Source organism: Melioribacteraceae bacterium 4301-Me, from assembly GCA_041538185.1.
GTDB lineage: Bacteria > Bacteroidota > Ignavibacteria > Ignavibacteriales > Melioribacteraceae > Pyranulibacter > Pyranulibacter aquaticus.
This window is the reverse complement of sequence record JBGORM010000010.1, coordinates 1-17,668: the sequence shown is the minus strand read 5'-3', so window position 1 is coordinate 17,668 and position 17,668 is coordinate 1. Positions and strand designations below refer to the sequence as shown.

Below are 17,668 nucleotides of genomic sequence, written 5' to 3'. Positions count from 1 at the left end.
TCTTAATTATGCTTTACCATGATAATAATGAATTTTGGATATTAATCCGTTTGTGCAAACAAAAGTTACTTTATCCTTTTGGCTTTGTTGCTTCATTTATGCAAATTTTGGGGAATTTGCCATAAAAAGATATATTCTTTCGTGGAATGGGTTAATATTAAGCCAACTTTTGTAATTTTATTTATCAAGAAAATTTTAATAATTGCATGAAAATTGTTATTGATGAAAATATTGCTTTTGGTAAAAAAGCTTTCAGTCAATTTGGTGATGTTGTTCTTGTCAACGGAAGAAAAATTACTAATGATATACTTAAAGATGCTGACATTTTAATTGTCCGTTCAGTAACTAAAGTAGATAAAGACTTACTAAAAGGTACAAAAGTAAGGTTTGTGGGAACTGCAACCATTGGCACCGACCATATTGATAAAGATTACTTATCTCAAAAGGAAATTGCTTTTACTGATGCTGCCGGATGCAATTCGTATGCTGTAACTGAGTATGTTTTTACTGCAATTTGGAGGGTTTACAGTCAAAATAACATTACGTTAAAAAATAAATCTATCGGTATTATTGGGGTAGGTAATATTGGGAGTAAAGTAAAAAAGATTTCTGAGGTTCTTGGTCTAAAAACAATTTTGAATGACCCCCCTCTTCAAAGAAAAACTGGAGACAAAAAATATACAGACTTACAAAGTGCTCTTTCTGCAGATGTAATTACTTTACATGTACCGCTTAACGAATCTGGCGTTGATAAGACTTTTCATTTACTCAACGAAAAAAATATTAGTTTGATAAAAAAAGGAAGCATGTTAATCAACACATCAAGAGGTGCGGTTGTAGACAATATTGCATTATTAAAAAGATTAAAGAAACAAAATGATATTTTTACAGTATTTGATGTGTGGGAAAATGAGCCCGCAATCAATTACGAGTTACTTAATTTGGTAACAATTGCTACGCCGCATATTGCTGGTTATTCTTACGAGGGTAAAGTAAACGGTACAGTTATGATTTATGAAAAACTTTGTGAATTTCTGAACGAAAAACCAAAATGGGAACCGCCATACTCACCAATTTATAACAACGTAATTGATCTTGATAAACAAAATTTATCACAACAAATAGATGATAGCCAACTTTTTTCTGCTCTAAAAGTAATTTTTGAACATGCATACAACATTGAAAATGACAGCTCAAAATTAAAAGCTTCATTAAATTTGCCATTAGAAGAAAGAGCAAAATATTTTGATTTGCTTAGAAAAGAATACCCATTGAGAAGAGAATTGAATAATTATTTTGTAAAATGCAACCAAATTCCAGAGAAATTAAAGAACATAATAACTGAATTACGACTAAAAATTGTTTAGCTAAATGTTTAAGACAGCATTAATAATATCTGTTTACAATAGAATGGATTACCTTAAACTGGTTTTAGCAGGTTTTGAAAATCAAACCGAGAAAAATTTTGAAGTGGTAATTGCTGATGATGGATCTAATAAAGAGTTTGTCGATGAATTAGACAAAATAGCATTAAACTACTCTTTTTCTATTTCTCACGTCTGGCACGAAGACAAGGGATTTAGAAAAAATAAAATCTTGAATGAAGCAATTGCATCTACTCAGAGTAATTATTTGATATTTATTGATGGTGATTGTATCCCCCATTCGCACTTTGTTGAAGAACATATTAAGTACGCATCAAAAGGAATTTGCTTAACGGGCAGAAGGGTTAACTTGTCAGAGAAAATAACATTGTCACTTACTGAGGACAAAGTAAAAAATGGCTGGTTAGAAAAAAATTTTTACAAAGTTGTAAAAGATGGGTTACTTGGGGAATCAAATTACGTAGAGAAAGGTTTTTATTTCAAATCAAACTTTTTTAGAAGAGCATTTAATAAAAAGCAAAGAGGTTTATTAGGATGTAATTTTTCCTTATTTAAAGATGATATGCTGCTTATAAATGGTTTTGATGAAAGATACCAAGAACCTTCCATTGGCGAAGATACAGATGTGCAATTCAGGCTGGAATTAAAAGGACTAAAAATTAAATCCCTTAATCATATAGCTGTTCAGTACCATTTGTATCATCAATTGCAGGAAAGAAAAAAAACTAATATTGAACTTTTCGACCAAGTTAGGAAAAATAAGATTGCATATACACCCTTTGGAATAAACAAGTAAACATCTTTTATTTCCTATTAGCTTTAAAAAAATTGTTTTAACCAAAATGATTCTGAATTTTATGTCATAAAACGCTCATTTTAGTTCTTTCATTTCTTCCGTTTATCCTTGAACTAAAGTTAACTTTTAATATCTTTGCACAAACCTAAATTTAGATTATGAAACAAATAGTGAGTTTTACAGTAATAGACAGAAAAAAAATTAAAATTGGGATGCTTATGAAACGATTACTTTTTATAATATTCTTTTCGATAGTTGTTTTAAGTTGTAAGGCACAGAACCCTGAAGCAGTAATTGCAAAAGATCATACAATAGATACGAATAAAGTTCTTTACCCTAATGAACTTTTATCCAGGAAAGACCAAATAATCACTAATCTTTTAACAAACTATCATTATAGAAAATTAAACCTGAACGATTCAATTTCTGCTGTGATTTATGAAAATTACCTTAATGCTTTAGACAATAATAAATTGTACTTTCTTAAAGCAGATATTGAGAAATTCAATAAGTATAAATATAATTTTGATGACAACTTAAAAATTGGAAATCTTTATCCTGCTTTTGAAATTTTCAACACTTTTAAAAAGAGGCTGGGCGAAAGAGTAAAATACATTAACCAATTACTTAAAAAGCAATTTGATTTTACGAAAGATGAATACTTTCAACCAGATAGGAAAAATGCTGATTGGGCGGCTGATTCCTTAGAGTTAAACGAACTATGGCGACTGCGGCTAAAAAACGATGCCTTGAACTTAATCCTGTCCGGAAAAGATTGGAATGGAGTTGTTGACGTTTTAACTAAAAGGTACAACAATTACTATAAAATTATTTTACAATATGAGCCCGAAGACGTCTTTCAGTTATACATGAATTCATACACAGAAGTTTATGATCCACACACAGATTATTTTTCTCCTATAACATCAGATAATTTTGCTATACAAATGAGTCTTTCACTTGAAGGAATTGGTGCCTCGTTAAGAACCGATGGCGATTATACTGTTGTAGCTAGTATAATTGCAGGGGGACCTGCAGCTAAAAGTAACCTCCTTCACGAAGGTGATAAAATAATTGGTGTTGCTCAAGGAAAAGATGGAGAAATGGTAGATATAATTGGCTGGAGATTAGACGATGCAATTCAACTAATACGCGGTAAAAAAGGAACTGTTGTTCGTCTAAGCATTCTTAAAAAAGAAGACGGTATAAATGCAATTCCTAAAGAAATTACATTAGTGCGCGATAAAATTAAATTAGAAGAACAAGCAGCCAAAAGTGAAATTATTAATGTAAAAAACAACGGCAGCATATTTAAAATTGGCGTAATTAAACTTCCTTCTTTTTACAGTGACTTTGCAGCCGCTCAAAAAGGAATTAAGGATTATAAAAGTACTACAACTGATGTAAAGAAAATCCTTGAAGATTTTAAAAAAGAAAATGTAAATGGTGTTATTATCGACCTTAGAAATAATGGAGGAGGTTCTTTACAAGAAGCAATTCAACTAACTGGACTTTTTATTAAAGAAGGTCCTGTAGTTCAAGTGAAAAATTCTGCAGGCGGTATTGAGGTCGATAAAGACCCGGACCCTTCTATCTTTTATGATGGACCACTGGCTGTCCTTGTCAACCGATTTAGTGCATCAGCATCTGAAATTTTTAGCGGCGCAATACAAGATTATGGAAGAGGATTAATTATTGGCAGCAACACTTATGGAAAAGGCACTGTACAAAATGTAATTGACCTTTCCAGGTTCCTCCCCACTTCCGATGGAAAAACCGGCGAAGTTAAATTGACAATCGCAAAGTTTTACAGAATTACAGGCAGTAGTACTCAACTTAAAGGTGTTAAACCCGACATCATTTTTCCTTCAAACTACGATTCAACAGAATTTGGTGAAAGCTCTCAACCCAGCGCATTGCCATGGGATCAAATCCAATCAACTTTATTTACTAAGTATGGTGATATTCAAAAATATGTTCCTTCTTTAATTAAGAAACATAATGAACGAATTAAAAATGACCCAGAATATTTAAGCATGCTGGAAGATATTAATGAATCTAAGGAAATGAGAAATAAAAAAGTTTGGTCGCTAAATGAACAGGTAAGAAGAATTGAAAAACAAAAAATGGAAGAAAAGAAAAAAGAACTCGACCAAAAAAATCAAAACCAAGCCGAGCTTAAGTTAAAAAATAAGAATGAGGTGATTACAAATGAGGAAGATGCAAAAGATTTTGAGCTGAAAGAAACAGGTAGGATTTTGGCAGATTATATTCTTGCCAAGGTTGGATAGTTTGTCTTTATTGCTTTAATATAAATTTCTAAAGAGTATTAACCTAAGACTAATGAAAACCAACGCCGTCCGTATTCTCGAATCAAATGGTATTCACTTTTCAACTATTGAATATGAATTTTCCGAAGATGAACTCGATGCGGTATCAGTTGCAGCTAAAATAAATGCCGAGCTGGAAACAGTCTTTAAAACTCTTGTGACCAGGAATGAAAAAAACGAAATATTTGTTTTTGTTATTCCTGGCAATTATGAATTGAATCTCAAAAAAGCAGCTATAGCTTCAAAAAGCAAGAAAATTGAAATGATAAAAGTAAAAGAACTTCAGCCGTTAACAGGCTATATTAGAGGCGGCTGTTCACCAATTGGAATGAAAAAAAATTATCCTACTTTTATTGATGAATCAGCACAACTTCATGAAAATATTTTTATAAGTGCTGGTAAAAGAGGTATGCAAATCAAGCTCAATCCTCAAATGTTGTGTATGTTAATAAATGGTCAGTATGCAGATTTGATTTAGAACAAATAAAAATACAATAAGTAATTCTGATTTTTTTTCGAGGCTAAACGCAATACAGATGAAAATTTGTATTACAAGTGCTTAATGACGGAGCTATTTAGCTTTGGAAGAAAACACTGCTACAAAACCATATTTGGCATTTGACAGACTAAATTTTTTCAAAAAATAAAAAAAATTTTTTCCAATACGGAACTTTTTTAGCAGTGCAATTTTTAAAGAACATTAATTTTGTAAATTCATGGAAAAAGATTTACAGTAAAAGTCTCTCATGAGTATTATTGTAGAAAATCTCACCAAAAAATACGGCACACAACGTGCTATCGATAACATCTCATTTGAAGTAAAAACCGGTGAAATTCTTGGATTTCTCGGTCCAAACGGTGCAGGCAAAACTACTACAATGAAAATTATCACATGTTACATGGCTCCTTCTGATGGCGACGTTAAAATTAATGGCGAATCAATATTGGAAAAGTATGACACCTTGAAAAAGAAAATTGGGTATCTCCCCGAAAATAACCCGCTTTATTACGATATGCCGGTGATTGATTATCTGAGATTTGTGGCAGAACTTCAAGGTGTGCCACGAAATCAAATTCAGGAAAGAATTATTAAAATGGTGCGCACTACGGGTCTTAACGACGAAAAGCATAAAAAGATTGGTGAGCTTTCCAAAGGGTATAGACAAAGAGTAGGACTTGCCCAGGCAATGATTCACGACCCGGAAATTTTAATACTAGATGAACCTACAACGGGTCTCGACCCAAATCAAATTGTTGAAATAAGAAAATTAATTAAAGAGCTTGGAAGAGAAAAAACAGTTATTCTTAGCACTCATATTCTGTCAGAAGTTGAGGCTACTTGTGATAGAATCTTAATCATTAATAAAGGTCATATTGTTGCCGATGGAACTGCGGATGTTTTAAGAAGACAAGCTCAAGGCCAGGAAGTGCTTCGAGTGCAAATTTCAGAAGCTCCATCGAGAGATGAGATAATTTTAGCATTGAAAAATCTTGACTCGGTTGCTATGGTCGACCCCGTTCAGGATTCACAAAATACATTTATCATCAACAGTAAAAATGAATCATCGTCGAGAAAACCAATTTTTGAAATGTGCGTTAAAAATAACTGGGTGTTAACTGAAATGACACCTATAGAAACCAAATTGGAAGATGTTTTTAGAGAACTAACAACCAAATAAGTAAAATGAGACAAGTGCTTGTTATTACTAAAAGAGAATTAAATGCTTTCTTCGATTCTTTAATTGCCTACATACTTATTATTGTTTTCTTAGGAATCAGTGGGTTCTTTACGTGGCTTTATGGTTCGGATATTTTTTTTACGGGACAAGCATCTTTGCAGCCGTTTTTCTCAATTGCATATTGGACTCTATTCTTTTTCATACCCGCAATTACAATGAGGATGATAGCCGAAGAGAAAAAGACCGGCACCATTGAGTTGCTTCTTACAAAATCTGTAACAGACTGGCAGGTAGTTTTAGGCAAATTTTTTGCTACTCTGCTGCTTATAATAATAACACTTGCTTTTACATTGCCTTACTATATTACTGTTTGGTCCATCGGTCCAATTGACCACGGAGCCGTATGGTGCGGTTACTTGGGCATGATATTTATGAGCATGGCACTTGTAAGTATTGGATTATTTGCTTCGAGCATCACCAACAACCAAATTGTCTCGTTTTTGCTATCGTTATTCATCGGTGTTTTTTTCATTATTATCTTTGATGTGCTTTCAAACAATTTTACTGGCAGCTTTGGTCAATTACTGAGTTATTTGAGCTTATCTACTCATTACGATTCAATTTCACGCGGGGTTATCGATACGAAAGATTTGATTTATTTCTTATCAATTACTTTAGGCGGACTCATCTTAACCGAATCAATTTTGTCGAGAAGAAATATAGTAGAATAAACCATGCTGACTAAAAAGAAAGTTAGAATTACGCTTCTCTTAATTTTTGGTGTCCTCATTCTCTTGAATATTATCGCTTCGAAATTTTTTGTAAGATTGGATTTTACCGAGGATAAAAGGTACAGTCTTAGTGATGCAACAAAGAATATATTAAAAAATCTGCATGACCCTATTACCGTTACAGCTTATTTTTCCGAAAATTTACCCCCGAACATAGCACAGGTTCGTCAAGATTTTAGAGACTTGCTTGTTGAGTATGCTAATAAGTCTGGCAATATGATTGTCTATGAGTTCGTTAATCCTAATGAAACTCAAGAAAGCGAAATAAAAGCACAGCAGGCAGGTATTCGTCCAATAATGATTAACGTGCGTGAACGCGACCAAATAAAACAACAAAGGGCGTATCTTGGCACAGTCGTACAAATGGGAGATAAACAGGAAGTAATTCCTTTTATTCAGCCAGGCGCCGCAATGGAATATGACCTTTCGACTACTATCAAAAAATTAACTGTTAAGAATAAACCTTGGATTGGTTTTTTAACGGGTAACGGCGAACCATCAATTAATGAAATGCCCCAGCTGAAAGAACAACTCGATATCCTTTACAATATTGACAGCGTAAAAATTAAAGCTGATTCTACAATTCCAGAAAAGTTCAAAACTCTTGTTATTATTAGTCCAAAAGATTCTCTTACTGAAGGTCAATTCACTGTGTTAGATAATTTTCTAGCTCGCGGAGGAAATATATTAGTAGCGTACAGTGCAGTTGATGCAAATATGAGCACTGCAATGGGAAATCAAGTAAAAAGCAATTTTGGCGATTGGCTGAAGAAAAAGGGAATTGAAGTAGATAAAAATTTTTTGATTGATGCCAATTGTAGTACGGTGATGGTTAAACAGCAGCAGGGGATGTTTATATTTCAAACGCCTGTTAAATTTCCTTATTTGCCAGTTATAAATAGTTTTGCAAAAAATCCGATAACCGAAGGCTTGGAATCAGTTATGTTGATTTTTGCAAGCCCATTGAAGTTTAATTCTCTGGATACATCGATTAAAATTACACCGATTGCTTTTTCATCCAAAAAATCTGGCACAGAGAAACCTCCGGTCTATTTTAATGCTGCAAGAAGTTGGTCATCTGCAGATTTTACTATGGGTTCATTGCCAGTTGCTGCAATAGCGGAAGGGAAATTGGCGGGCAATAAAAATTCTAAGCTTGTTGTTATTGGCAGTGGACAGTTTATAATTAATGGTTCTGGACAAAATGCCCAGCAGTTAGAACCTGACAATGTGAACTTTGTATCTAATGCTATCGATTGGTTGAGCGACGATACTGGATTGGTACAGCTTAGAACTAAAGGTGTTACAGCGCGCCCAATCGATCCATCGCTTGAAGATAGCACTAAAACTCTTTTGAAATACCTAAATTTCTTAATTCCAATTTTCTTGGTTATTGGCTATGGAATTTTTCGTTACCAAATGAATTTGAAAAAGAAAAATAAACTCATCTCTGAAAATTATGTTTAATAAATTGAGCACAAAAAATCTCTTTGCTTTATTTGTTGTTTTACTTCTTGTAGTAATTTATCTGTTATTTTTCAACAGCGGAGAAGAAAGAACATTTAGACGAGAGCTAGTTTCTTTAGATACGGCTAAAGTGAATAAAATTGTAATCTATCCAAAAGATAAAAAGAATAAAACAATTTACTTATCGAAAGATTCAAATAAATGGAAAGTTAAAATAGCCGATAATAAATATGCTGCAGTGCCAAAAGAAAAAGTTGTGAATTTGTTGAACGAACTATCTAAAATTAAACCGGTTTCGCTTTCAGCAAGAGACAAGAGCAAATGGCACGATTACCAAGTCGATTCTACCGGAATTCGTGTGCAGGCATACGAAAATGATAAACCCGCCTTAGATATTGTAATCGGAAGATTTTCCTATCAGCAGCCGAATTCTATTTTTACATACGTAAGATTATTTAACGATGCCGATGTTTATCAAACAGAAGGTTTTCTTTCAATAAGTTTTAACAAATCGGTAAACGATTTTCGTAATTCCAATATTATTGAAAGCAATAAAACAAAATGGGTAAAGCTTACATATCAATACCCGGCAGATAGTTCTTTTGTACTCGTTCGTTCAGGCTCAAGATGGAAAATTGGAAGTCAATTAACTGATTCAGCTACAACTGAACAATTGCTAAATAATTTGGAAAGAATAACTTCAACTGACTTTAACGACAATTTTATGCCCCAAAAATCTCAAGCTCCCGTCTACAAATTAATTATCAATATGAGTGATACATCAAAAATAACTGTTGATGCGTATAAAACTTCGCCGGAAGACAACTCTCAAATAATTATCCATTCTTCACAAAATCCGGATTCATTTTTTACTTTGAACAAAGAACTTCATTCGAGAATATTTCTTAGTCCTAAAAAGTTCATGGTAAAAAGTAAAACTAAGTGAACCTTGCCTGCTGAACTTGTCTTACAGCTGACAAAAAATTTTTCTACAAAATATGGTTAATCTTAAAAAGATAAATTCATCTCTAATTTTTTAATATATTTGAGGTAACAATTTTTGCTTATTTAATAAGAGAGTAAATATGGAACGGTATTTATATTTCTCTTTAATGCCGGAATCTTTAATAGCTTCTATGTTGCCGCCGGAGGATTTTGGAAAGTATTTAGCTGTAGGGACAAAGAAACGTACACGTGGACAAGCAATGTTTTTTGAGGTGGATATTGAACAAGTCACTGAAAATTTTCCCTTATCATTAATTGAACAGAGAGTTACTCCTCATGCCGATGGAAAACCTAAGTGTTCAGTTTATCTTTCAATATATCAGGTACTTGAAAAGCTTCCAATAAAATCGCTTAAAGATTTCTATTTGGTAACAGATGACGGCAAAGTGCTGAAATTAGAAAAAGCAGAATATAAACCAGAGAAAGAATCAAGATTACATTTATATCAAGAGCTTTGTCCTGTTACCCCACGAATTGCAAGTAGATTAGCACCCATTGATTTCTTGAATTTTGTTACGGATAGAAGTCAACCAGTATCGGTTCCTAAATTAGTTTTTGTTGAGTTAATACTAAATGGTCTTGGTGATTATCCATTAGATGCACCAGTTGATAATCTTCCTTATCCTAATATAGAGCATCTAAGAGATTGTTTAATAGGATTAATTGAAGAGGAGAACAAACCTACAAAGACTGTGATAAGATACTTTCAAGGAGATTTGCTTTATAGAACTTGCAAAAATGGATTTTTTGTAGGTAATAAAGAATCTTACCTGTATTATCCATTCCCAGATGAACAAACCTTAGAGGATAAGTACCATGACTGGTGGAGGTCGGCCTTAGTTGTAGGTTTCAAATAACAGCTTAACAGAATTACTGTTTAACTAATTTTTAATCAGGAGAATGTTAATGTTCAGTAGTCTTTTTTTTATAGTTCCCTTAGCATCAATAACAGCTCTAACATTTGCTTGGATTTTTTTCAAGCAGATAATGAAAGAGGATGAAGGAACGGAAAAAATGAAGAGTATTGCTCTCTATGTACGTAAAGGAGCAATGGCATACTTGAAGCAACAATATAAAGTAGTTGGAATGTTCTTTATTGGAATAACAGTAATTTTTTCTATTCTTGCTTATGGCTTTGGAATTCAAAATCGTTGGGTTCCATTTGCATTTTTGACTGGCGGCTTTTTCTCAGGATTAGCAGGCTTTTTTGGAATGAAGACAGCTACCTATGCTTCGGCAAGAACAGCAAACGCCGCAAAGGATTCATTAAATCGAGGATTAAAAGTGGCATTCAGAAGCGGCGCAGTTATGGGGTTGGTTGTCGTTGGACTCGGTTTATTAGATATTTCAATTTGGTTCATAATATTAAATTTATTTTACCCCTCCTCACTTACAAATGGTCAAAATCTTGTGATAATTACAACTACAATGCTGACTTTTGGTATGGGAGCCTCTACACAAGCTTTGTTTGCAAGAGTGGGGGGTGGAATATTTACTAAAGCTGCTGATGTTGGTGCAGATTTAGTGGGCAAAGTTGAACGAGGTATACCCGAAGATGACCCGCGCAATCCAGCTACTATTGCAGATAATGTTGGTGATAATGTCGGTGATGTTGCGGGAATGGGTGCCGACCTTTACGAATCATATTGTGGCTCAATTTTAGCTACTTCGGCACTCGGTGCCTCAGCTTTTGTTGATACTCCAGACCTTCAATTTAAGGCTGTTATTGCTCCAATGTTGATTGCTGCTATTGGTATTGCTTTATCAATACTGGGAATATTTTTCGTTAGAACAAAAGAAGAAGCTACTCAAAAAGATTTGCTTAAAGCTCTTTCGCGTGGAATAAATTTAAGTTCTGTCCTTATAATTATTTTTTCAGCTGTTATTGTTAACTTATTGGGATTCGATAATGCGTGGGGTATTTGGGCAGCAATTGTTGTCGGTTTGTTAACAGGCATTGTTATTGGTAAAGCAACTGAATACTTTACCTCCCAGTCTTATAGACCAACTCAGTTTATCGCTCAAAATGCTAAGACTGGTCCTGCTACTGTAATAATTTCGGGACTTGGAGTAGGAATGATATCCACAGCAATACCTGTTCTTGCTGTTACTGTTGGAATTATTTTGGCCTTTCTGTTTGCGGCGGGCTTTAATTTAAATAACATGGGAATGGGGTTATACGGAATTGGTATTGCAGCAGTTGGAATGCTTTCTACTTTGGGAATAACTCTTGCAACAGATGCTTATGGACCAATTGCAGATAACGCGGGAGGCAATGCTGAAATGAGTGGTTTAGGTAAAGAAGTTAGAAGAAGAACGGACGCGCTCGATTCATTGGGTAATACCACTGCCGCAACAGGCAAGGGATTTGCAATTGGATCTGCTGCTTTAACAGCTTTAGCTTTATTAGCTTCTTATGTGGAAGAGATTAAAATTGCATTGCTAAGAATTGGTCAAACTGTTATTAAACTTGCTGATGGTGTGTCTTTAGAAGTTAAAAATGCTAAGCTGTACGACTTTATGAATTACTATCAAGTGAATTTGATGAACCCGAAAGTGCTGATAGGAATTTTTATCGGTTCTATGATGGCTTTTATTTTTTGTGGACTTACTATGAATGCAGTTGGAAGAGCAGCTGCAAAGATGGTTGACGAGGTGCGCCGTCAATTTAGAGAAATAGAAGGCATCTTAGAAGGAAAAGCTGAACCTGATTATGCAAAGTGCGTTGAAATTTCTACTAAAGGCGCTCAATCTGAAATGATATTACCCTCGCTTATTGCAATTTTAACACCTATTATAATAGGAATACTTTTGGGAGTAGCTGCTGTAATGGGTTTATTAGTCGGCGGCTTGGGTGCTGGATTTGTACTCGCAATTTTTATGGCTAATTCGGGCGGGGCATGGGATAACGCTAAAAAATATGTCGAGGAAGGCTTCTTCGGCGGTAAAGGCTCGGAAAGCCATAAAGCTACTATTATTGGTGATACTGTAGGCGACCCATTTAAAGATACTTCTGGACCCAGCTTGAATATATTAATTAAACTTATGAGTATGGTAGCTATAGTTATGGCGGGTTTAACCGTTACCTTTAATCTTTTATAAGAACAAAATTTCTAAAAATTATTAAACTGTTATAATGCTCTTAATGATAACAGTCGAAAGTTAACTCAAAGCAAAGAAATTAGTTGTAAATTATAACCTTAAGTCCACTGGGCAAGTTTCTTTATTCTTTAGTGAAATTTGTTTGTACGGGGTTTTCATTTTTCTCCTATTTTAAAACGAATTCTTAAAACCCCATTTTCATAGCTTGTCGATATTATTTTAAAACTGCCTATTTCTTTTGTTGAATGGACATGTTTGCCACTACATGGACAAGCATCGTAATTACCAATTTTTATTATTCGAAGAGTTTCGCCAGCTGAATCCGGCAATCTTGATAAGTTAAAAATTTTTTCAGCTTCAGATCTTTCCATAAATTCTTCATAAATTGGCATATCAGCTTTAATGACTGAATTGACTTTTTCTTCAATAATAGATTTTTCCTCTTCAGTTAAATTTCTGTTGAAACGATAATCACATTTAGACTTTTTTCTTTCTATGTGTGCACTAAATGCTCTGCCGCACTTAAAAATTTTATCCATTGTACCGTTTAATATATGCTCAGCTGAATGCATAGGTGGATAATATTCTTTTGGATTTTCAACGTAATCCATTTTTTCCTCGCTTCACTTAATAAATATTTTTGTTAAACAATTAATAGCTGTGGTGTCAATTTTTTTTGTCTTTATGATTTTTGAAGTTTTATTTTACCAGGCATATGCTTCTGGAGCTTGATTGCCAGGACCAGGCCAAATCTCATCTAATTTTTTTAGAACATCATCACTTAATTTTAGTTCAAGTGATTTTACATTTTCTTCAAGCTGCTCAAGTGTTCTTGGTCCTATAATTGGCGCTGTAACAACTGGGTTGCTTAAAACCCAAGCAAGTGCAACACTGGAAGGCTCGTTCCCAATTTCTTTACATAATTTTTCATACGCCTCGATTTGTGGGCGTAATTTTTCAACTGATTTTTGTAATGGTTCCCTTGTTCTTCTGCCTTCCTTAATTTCTTTTAACACACCGCACAATATTCCTCCTCCTAACGGGCTCCAAGGAATTAAACCTATGCCAAAGGCTTTACATGCAGGTATCACCTCGAGTTCAATATTACGATTTCTCAAGTTGTAAATACTTTGCTCAGAAACAATGCCAAGGAAATTTCTCTCCTTTGCTTTGTAAAATGCTTCGGCTAAATTCCAAGCTGCAAAATTTGAGCTACCCACATAAATAATTTTTCCTTCTCTAACAAGTTGTTCCATAGCTTGGAAAATTTCTTCCCACGGGGTTTCACGATCAATATGGTGCATTTGATAAAGGTCAATATGATCTGTTTGAAGTCGCTTTAAACTGTCTTCACATGCTTTTCGTATGTGATATGCTGATAGTTTTGAGTCATTTGGCCCTTCACCCGTTTTACCATATACTTTTGTAGCAAGTACAATTTTATGGCGTCTACTTTTATCTTCTAATAACCATTTGCCTATAATTTGTTCGGTTGCCCCAACCCCCTTTTCTCCGCCGTAAACATTAGCTGTATCAAAAAAGTTTATTCCTAATTCTAAAGCACGATTCATAATCCTAAAACTATCGCTTTCACTTGTATACGGTCCAAAATTCATGGTGCCTAAGCAAAGTCGACTTACTTTTAATCCAGTTCTGCCTAAATGTGTATATTCCATTTTTCCCTCCTTAATTTGTTATTTTATTTTTTAAAAATACAAAATCTGCAATACTGAGGAGTAATAACTAATTTTATTCGCACGAAATAATTTATAAAAAGAATAAAAATTGTAACTTGTAGAAGAGAAAATAAACTTTACATAGTATTGACTATGGTTTATATTCATAAGCTAAAGAAGTGATTTTAAATCAATTAAGGAAAAGTATGGGTTCATTTTCGTGTCAGTTCATAGATACTGAAAAAGGCTATTGTATTAGATTAAAAAAGGATTGCATTCCCGGCAGGACAGGATGTGTTTTAAAGGGGAGGTTTGTGTTTGCGGTCTCAGCAGAGGAAAGAATTAAAAAGTCAGAAAGTGATAAAGAAATTTCAACAAAAAAATATCCTTTTAATAGAAGAAAAAAGTAGCTTATTTACGCAACATCTGGTTTGTATTTTGTTTTCACTTATAAACTTTCTTCGTGTACATATATATATATTGTTATTGTGTACAAATCTACTGCTTAATTATAGATATGGCTTATCCTGTTATAAACACACTCGATTTGACTTATAGAATTGCTTGCACGATCTTGTTTTTGGAAAAATTAACAGCTATAGCAAACGGATTTTTTGTTAATACTTTAGTTTGTTGAAAAATATCACTCCCTTTATAATTTATAAGTGGCCAGCGATAATTTTCTTATAACATAATTTATTGTGGATTAATATTATTTATTTAATTGAAAAAAGGAGTCAACATGAGTAATAATTCAAATAATAACGGCAAATGCCCATTCCCACATTCATCTTCTATGGGCAAGGTTGGTATGACAAGCCATGACTGGTGGCCCAATCGTCTCAGACTCAATATTCTGAGGCAGAATTCATCTTTATCCAATCCAATGGATAAAGACTTCAATTACAAAGAAGCGTTTAATAGTCTCAATTATTACGAGCTTAAAAAAGACCTTCGGAAATTAATGACCCAATCGCAGGATTGGTGGCCTGCAGATTTTGGTCATTATGGACCTTTATTTATTCGTATGTCATGGCATGCAGCTGGAACTTATAGAATTGGTGATGGCAGAGGTGGTGCGAGCGGTGGACTTCAACGTTTTGCACCTTTAAACAGCTGGCCAGACAATGCAAATCTGGATAAAGCGCGTCGCCTGCTCTGGCCTATCAAGCAAAAATACGGCAATAAAATCTCTTGGGCGGACCTGCTTGTGCTTGCAGGTAATGTAGCAATGGAAGATATGGGATTTAAAACATTCGGTTTCGGCGGTGGTAGAGAGGATGCATGGGAAGCCGATGAAAGTATCTATTGGGGCTCTGAAACAACCTGGCTGGCTGATGATAAACGCTACTCCGGAGAAAGACAGCTGGAAAATCCACTCGCTAACGTGCAAATGGGTCTAATCTACGTGAACCCTGAAGGACCGAACGGTAACCCTGATCCTGTTGCAGCCGCTAAAGATATAAAAGAAACCTTTACAAGAATGGGAATGACTTTGGAAGAAACTGTGGCTTTAATTGCCGGTGGTCATACTTTCGGAAAAGCTCACGGTCAAGGCGATCCAAAACTTATGGGTCCTGAACCAGAAGGTGCCGAAATTGAACAGCAAGGCATGGGCTGGAACTATAAGTATAAGTCTGGCAAAGGTCCCGATGCTCTTACCGGCGGCCCAGAAGTAACTTGGACAACTACACCAACAAAATGGGGACACGACTTCTTCAAGCATTTGTTCGAGTACGAATGGGAACTGACTAAAAGTCCTGCAGGCGCATATCAATGGGTAGCTAAAAATGCTGAACCAACAATTCCTGATCCTTTTGATCCGAACAAGAAACATTTGCCTTCTATGCTAACAACGGATCTTTCATTGAGATTTGACCCAGAGTTTGAAAAAATCTCGAAAAAGTTCTACGAAAATCCAGAACTTTTTGCCGATGCTTTCGCTCGCGCATGGTTTAAACTTCTTCACAGAGATATGGGCCCAAAGTCAAGATACCTTGGACCCGAAGTACCGAAAGAAGATTTAATTTGGCAGGACCCTCTTCCAACTGTTGATCATAAATTAGTTGATGAAAAAGATATTGAAGAATTGAAAAAGAAAATTCTTTCTTCAGAATTAACAATTTCTGAATTAGTTACTACAGCCTGGGCTTCTGCATCAACTTATCGAAACTCGGATAAAAGAGGCGGGGCAAATGGAGCCCGCATAAGACTTGAACCACAGAAAAATTGGGAAGCCAATAATCCAGCTCAATTGACAAAGGTATTAGGTGCTCTCGAAAAAATTCAAGACGATTTTAATTCCTCACAAAAAGACGGTAAAAAAATTTCACTTGCAGATTTAATTGTGCTTGGCGGATGCGCTGCAGTTGAAAAAGCTGCTAAGGATGCTGGTTATAATATTAAAGTTCCTTTTACACCTGGAAGAACAGATACAACTCAAGAGTGGACTGACGTTGAGTCATTTAAAGTACTTGAACCTATTGCAGATGGTTTTCGAAATTATGCAAAGAAAGAAGTTGCATTTTGTGCAGAACATATTTTAGTTGATAAAGCTCAACTGCTTACTCTTTCTGTACCAGAGATGACCGTACTCATTGGAGGTTTGCGCGCTTTGAATGCGAATTATGATAATTCCGATTACGGTATATTTACAGACCGCCCCGGACAATTGACCAACGATTTCTTTGTCAATTTGCTCGATATGAGCACTGAATGGAAAGCAGTAGATGAAACTAAGACTAAATTTGAAGGGTACGACAGAAAGACCGGCAAGTTGAAATGGAAAGCTACCCGTGTCGATTTGATATTTGGACATAATTCCGAATTGCGCGCTGTAGCCGAATTCTATGCATGCGACGACAATAAAGAAAAATTTGTAAAAGATTTTGTTGATGTGTGGAATAAAGTAATGATGCTTGATAGATTTGATTTGAATTAATAGTGTAGTTCAATGATAAGTCAATTCCTTTTTTACTTTTCAAAAGCCGCAGCAGAAATGTTGCGGCTTTTGTGTTTTGTAAATTATCAAATGGACTTCAGAAATTCTTAGACTACAGGAATAGACTGTTGAAATAATTGCACGATTTTTTAAGTTGGTAATTGAGTTGATAATATTTTTAACTTAATCAGCAGTCAAAACATTCGGCAAGCTGGTTATTTTTTTTCATTTTGATGAAAAAGTCAAAATCAATAACTTTCTTTATCACATCTAGAAATAAAAAGCTAACTGAGGCAAGTGATTGTCTCATTGCAGAATAAAAAAATTTTTTTGGTTTGTTTCAGATACTCGAAATAATTGAGTAATACTTTTGAATCAATCGAAGGAACTTTTGAATAAGTTACATAATCAAGCTTGCCTGGCGGTTTAGGCGGGTAGAATTTGAGGTTATAAAACCCTTATCTAAGTTATTGTGCATATAATCTTTTATGCGCAA

The 17,668-nt window shown here is 34.5% G+C and carries 14 protein-coding genes; 12 read left to right on the top strand and 2 right to left on the bottom strand.

Translation table 11 applies throughout. From position 1 onward, the window contains the following. Positions 1 to 206 precede the first annotated feature (206 nt). The 10 genes from ABRY23_13270 (at position 207) to ABRY23_13225 (ending at position 12,555) form a co-directional block, all read left to right on the top strand. On the top strand, positions 207 to 1,367 hold the full coding sequence (locus tag ABRY23_13270) for a 4-phosphoerythronate dehydrogenase (protein MFA3784025.1): 1,161 nt from the start codon (positions 207 to 209) through the stop codon (positions 1,365 to 1,367). A gap of 4 nt (positions 1,368 to 1,371) precedes the next feature. Further along, on the top strand, positions 1,372 to 2,181 hold the full coding sequence (locus ABRY23_13265) for a glycosyltransferase (GenBank protein ID MFA3784024.1): 810 nt from the start codon (positions 1,372 to 1,374) through the stop codon (positions 2,179 to 2,181). Positions 2,182 to 2,399: 218 nt separating this feature from the next. Continuing rightward, a complete protein-coding gene (locus ABRY23_13260) occupies positions 2,400 to 4,472 on the top strand; it encodes a carboxy terminal-processing peptidase (GenBank protein ID MFA3784023.1) in 2,073 nt (690 codons plus the stop codon). Positions 4,473 to 4,524: 52 nt separating this feature from the next. Continuing rightward, positions 4,525 to 4,989: a Cys-tRNA(Pro) deacylase gene (ybaK, locus tag ABRY23_13255; GenBank protein MFA3784022.1), complete on the top strand. Its 465-nt coding sequence runs from the start codon at positions 4,525 to 4,527 to the stop codon at positions 4,987 to 4,989. A gap of 268 nt (positions 4,990 to 5,257) precedes the next feature. Then, entirely contained in the window at positions 5,258 to 6,190 is a 933-nt protein-coding gene (locus ABRY23_13250; GenBank protein MFA3784021.1) for an ATP-binding cassette domain-containing protein, read from the top strand. Between the two features lie 5 nt (positions 6,191 to 6,195). Next, the gene (locus ABRY23_13245; protein ID MFA3784020.1) at positions 6,196 to 6,921 is read left to right on the top strand and encodes an ABC transporter permease subunit; all 726 of its coding nucleotides are present in this window, start codon (positions 6,196 to 6,198) and stop codon (positions 6,919 to 6,921) included. Positions 6,922 to 6,924: 3 nt separating this feature from the next. Further along, the gene (locus ABRY23_13240) at positions 6,925 to 8,448 is read left to right on the top strand and encodes a GldG family protein (GenBank protein ID MFA3784019.1); all 1,524 of its coding nucleotides are present in this window, start codon (positions 6,925 to 6,927) and stop codon (positions 8,446 to 8,448) included. After that, entirely contained in the window at positions 8,441 to 9,394 is a 954-nt protein-coding gene (locus ABRY23_13235) for a DUF4340 domain-containing protein (GenBank protein ID MFA3784018.1), read from the top strand. Before ABRY23_13240 ends, ABRY23_13235 begins: the two co-directional genes overlap by 8 nt. A 139-nt stretch (positions 9,395 to 9,533) precedes the next feature. Next, positions 9,534 to 10,310, top strand: coding sequence for a hypothetical protein (locus ABRY23_13230; protein ID MFA3784017.1), 777 nt, complete (start codon positions 9,534 to 9,536; stop codon positions 10,308 to 10,310). Between the two features lie 49 nt (positions 10,311 to 10,359). Continuing rightward, a complete protein-coding gene (locus tag ABRY23_13225) occupies positions 10,360 to 12,555 on the top strand; it encodes a sodium-translocating pyrophosphatase (protein ID MFA3784016.1) in 2,196 nt (731 codons plus the stop codon). Between the two features lie 155 nt (positions 12,556 to 12,710). On the opposite strand, the gene ABRY23_13220 is transcribed toward ABRY23_13225, so the two are convergent. Together ABRY23_13220 and ABRY23_13215 are read right to left on the bottom strand one after the other, a co-directional pair. Beyond that, positions 12,711 to 13,166: a hypothetical protein gene (locus tag ABRY23_13220; protein MFA3784015.1), complete on the bottom strand. Its 456-nt coding sequence runs from the start codon at positions 13,164 to 13,166 to the stop codon at positions 12,711 to 12,713. Between the two features lie 93 nt (positions 13,167 to 13,259). Further along, a complete protein-coding gene (locus ABRY23_13215) occupies positions 13,260 to 14,231 on the bottom strand; it encodes an aldo/keto reductase (protein ID MFA3784014.1) in 972 nt (323 codons plus the stop codon). 206 nt (positions 14,232 to 14,437) lie between these two features. On the opposite strand from ABRY23_13215, the gene ABRY23_13210 reads away from it, so the two are divergent. Both ABRY23_13210 and katG read left to right on the top strand, forming a co-directional pair. After that, positions 14,438 to 14,641, top strand: a complete 204-nt coding sequence (locus ABRY23_13210) for a hypothetical protein (protein MFA3784013.1) — start codon at positions 14,438 to 14,440, stop codon at positions 14,639 to 14,641. A gap of 332 nt (positions 14,642 to 14,973) precedes the next feature. Then, positions 14,974 to 17,172: a catalase/peroxidase HPI gene (katG, locus tag ABRY23_13205; GenBank protein ID MFA3784012.1), complete on the top strand. Its 2,199-nt coding sequence runs from the start codon at positions 14,974 to 14,976 to the stop codon at positions 17,170 to 17,172. The last annotated feature ends 496 nt before the right edge of the window (positions 17,173 to 17,668 follow it).

Excerpts from the sequence above, each read along its gene's own strand:
- ABRY23_13215 (MFA3784014.1), bottom strand. The coding sequence starts at position 14,231 with ATGGAATATACACATTTAGGCAGAACTGGATTAAAAGTAAGTCGACTT.
- ybaK (MFA3784022.1), top strand. The coding sequence starts at position 4,525 with ATGAAAACCAACGCCGTCCGTATTCTCGAATCAAATGGTATTCACTTT.
- ABRY23_13240 (MFA3784019.1), top strand. The coding sequence starts at position 6,925 with ATGCTGACTAAAAAGAAAGTTAGAATTACGCTTCTCTTAATTTTTGGT.
- ABRY23_13230 (MFA3784017.1), top strand. The coding sequence starts at position 9,534 with ATGGAACGGTATTTATATTTCTCTTTAATGCCGGAATCTTTAATAGCT.
- ABRY23_13265 (MFA3784024.1), top strand. The coding sequence starts at position 1,372 with ATGTTTAAGACAGCATTAATAATATCTGTTTACAATAGAATGGATTAC.
- katG (MFA3784012.1), top strand. The coding sequence starts at position 14,974 with ATGAGTAATAATTCAAATAATAACGGCAAATGCCCATTCCCACATTCA.
- ABRY23_13235 (MFA3784018.1), top strand. The coding sequence starts at position 8,441 with ATGTTTAATAAATTGAGCACAAAAAATCTCTTTGCTTTATTTGTTGTT.
- ABRY23_13270 (MFA3784025.1), top strand. The coding sequence starts at position 207 with ATGAAAATTGTTATTGATGAAAATATTGCTTTTGGTAAAAAAGCTTTC.
- ABRY23_13245 (MFA3784020.1), top strand. The coding sequence starts at position 6,196 with ATGAGACAAGTGCTTGTTATTACTAAAAGAGAATTAAATGCTTTCTTC.
- ABRY23_13210 (MFA3784013.1), top strand. The coding sequence starts at position 14,438 with ATGGGTTCATTTTCGTGTCAGTTCATAGATACTGAAAAAGGCTATTGT.
- ABRY23_13225 (MFA3784016.1), top strand. The coding sequence starts at position 10,360 with ATGTTCAGTAGTCTTTTTTTTATAGTTCCCTTAGCATCAATAACAGCT.
- ABRY23_13220 (MFA3784015.1), bottom strand. The coding sequence starts at position 13,166 with ATGGATTACGTTGAAAATCCAAAAGAATATTATCCACCTATGCATTCA.
- ABRY23_13260 (MFA3784023.1), top strand. The coding sequence starts at position 2,400 with ATGAAACGATTACTTTTTATAATATTCTTTTCGATAGTTGTTTTAAGT.
- ABRY23_13250 (MFA3784021.1), top strand. The coding sequence starts at position 5,258 with ATGAGTATTATTGTAGAAAATCTCACCAAAAAATACGGCACACAACGT.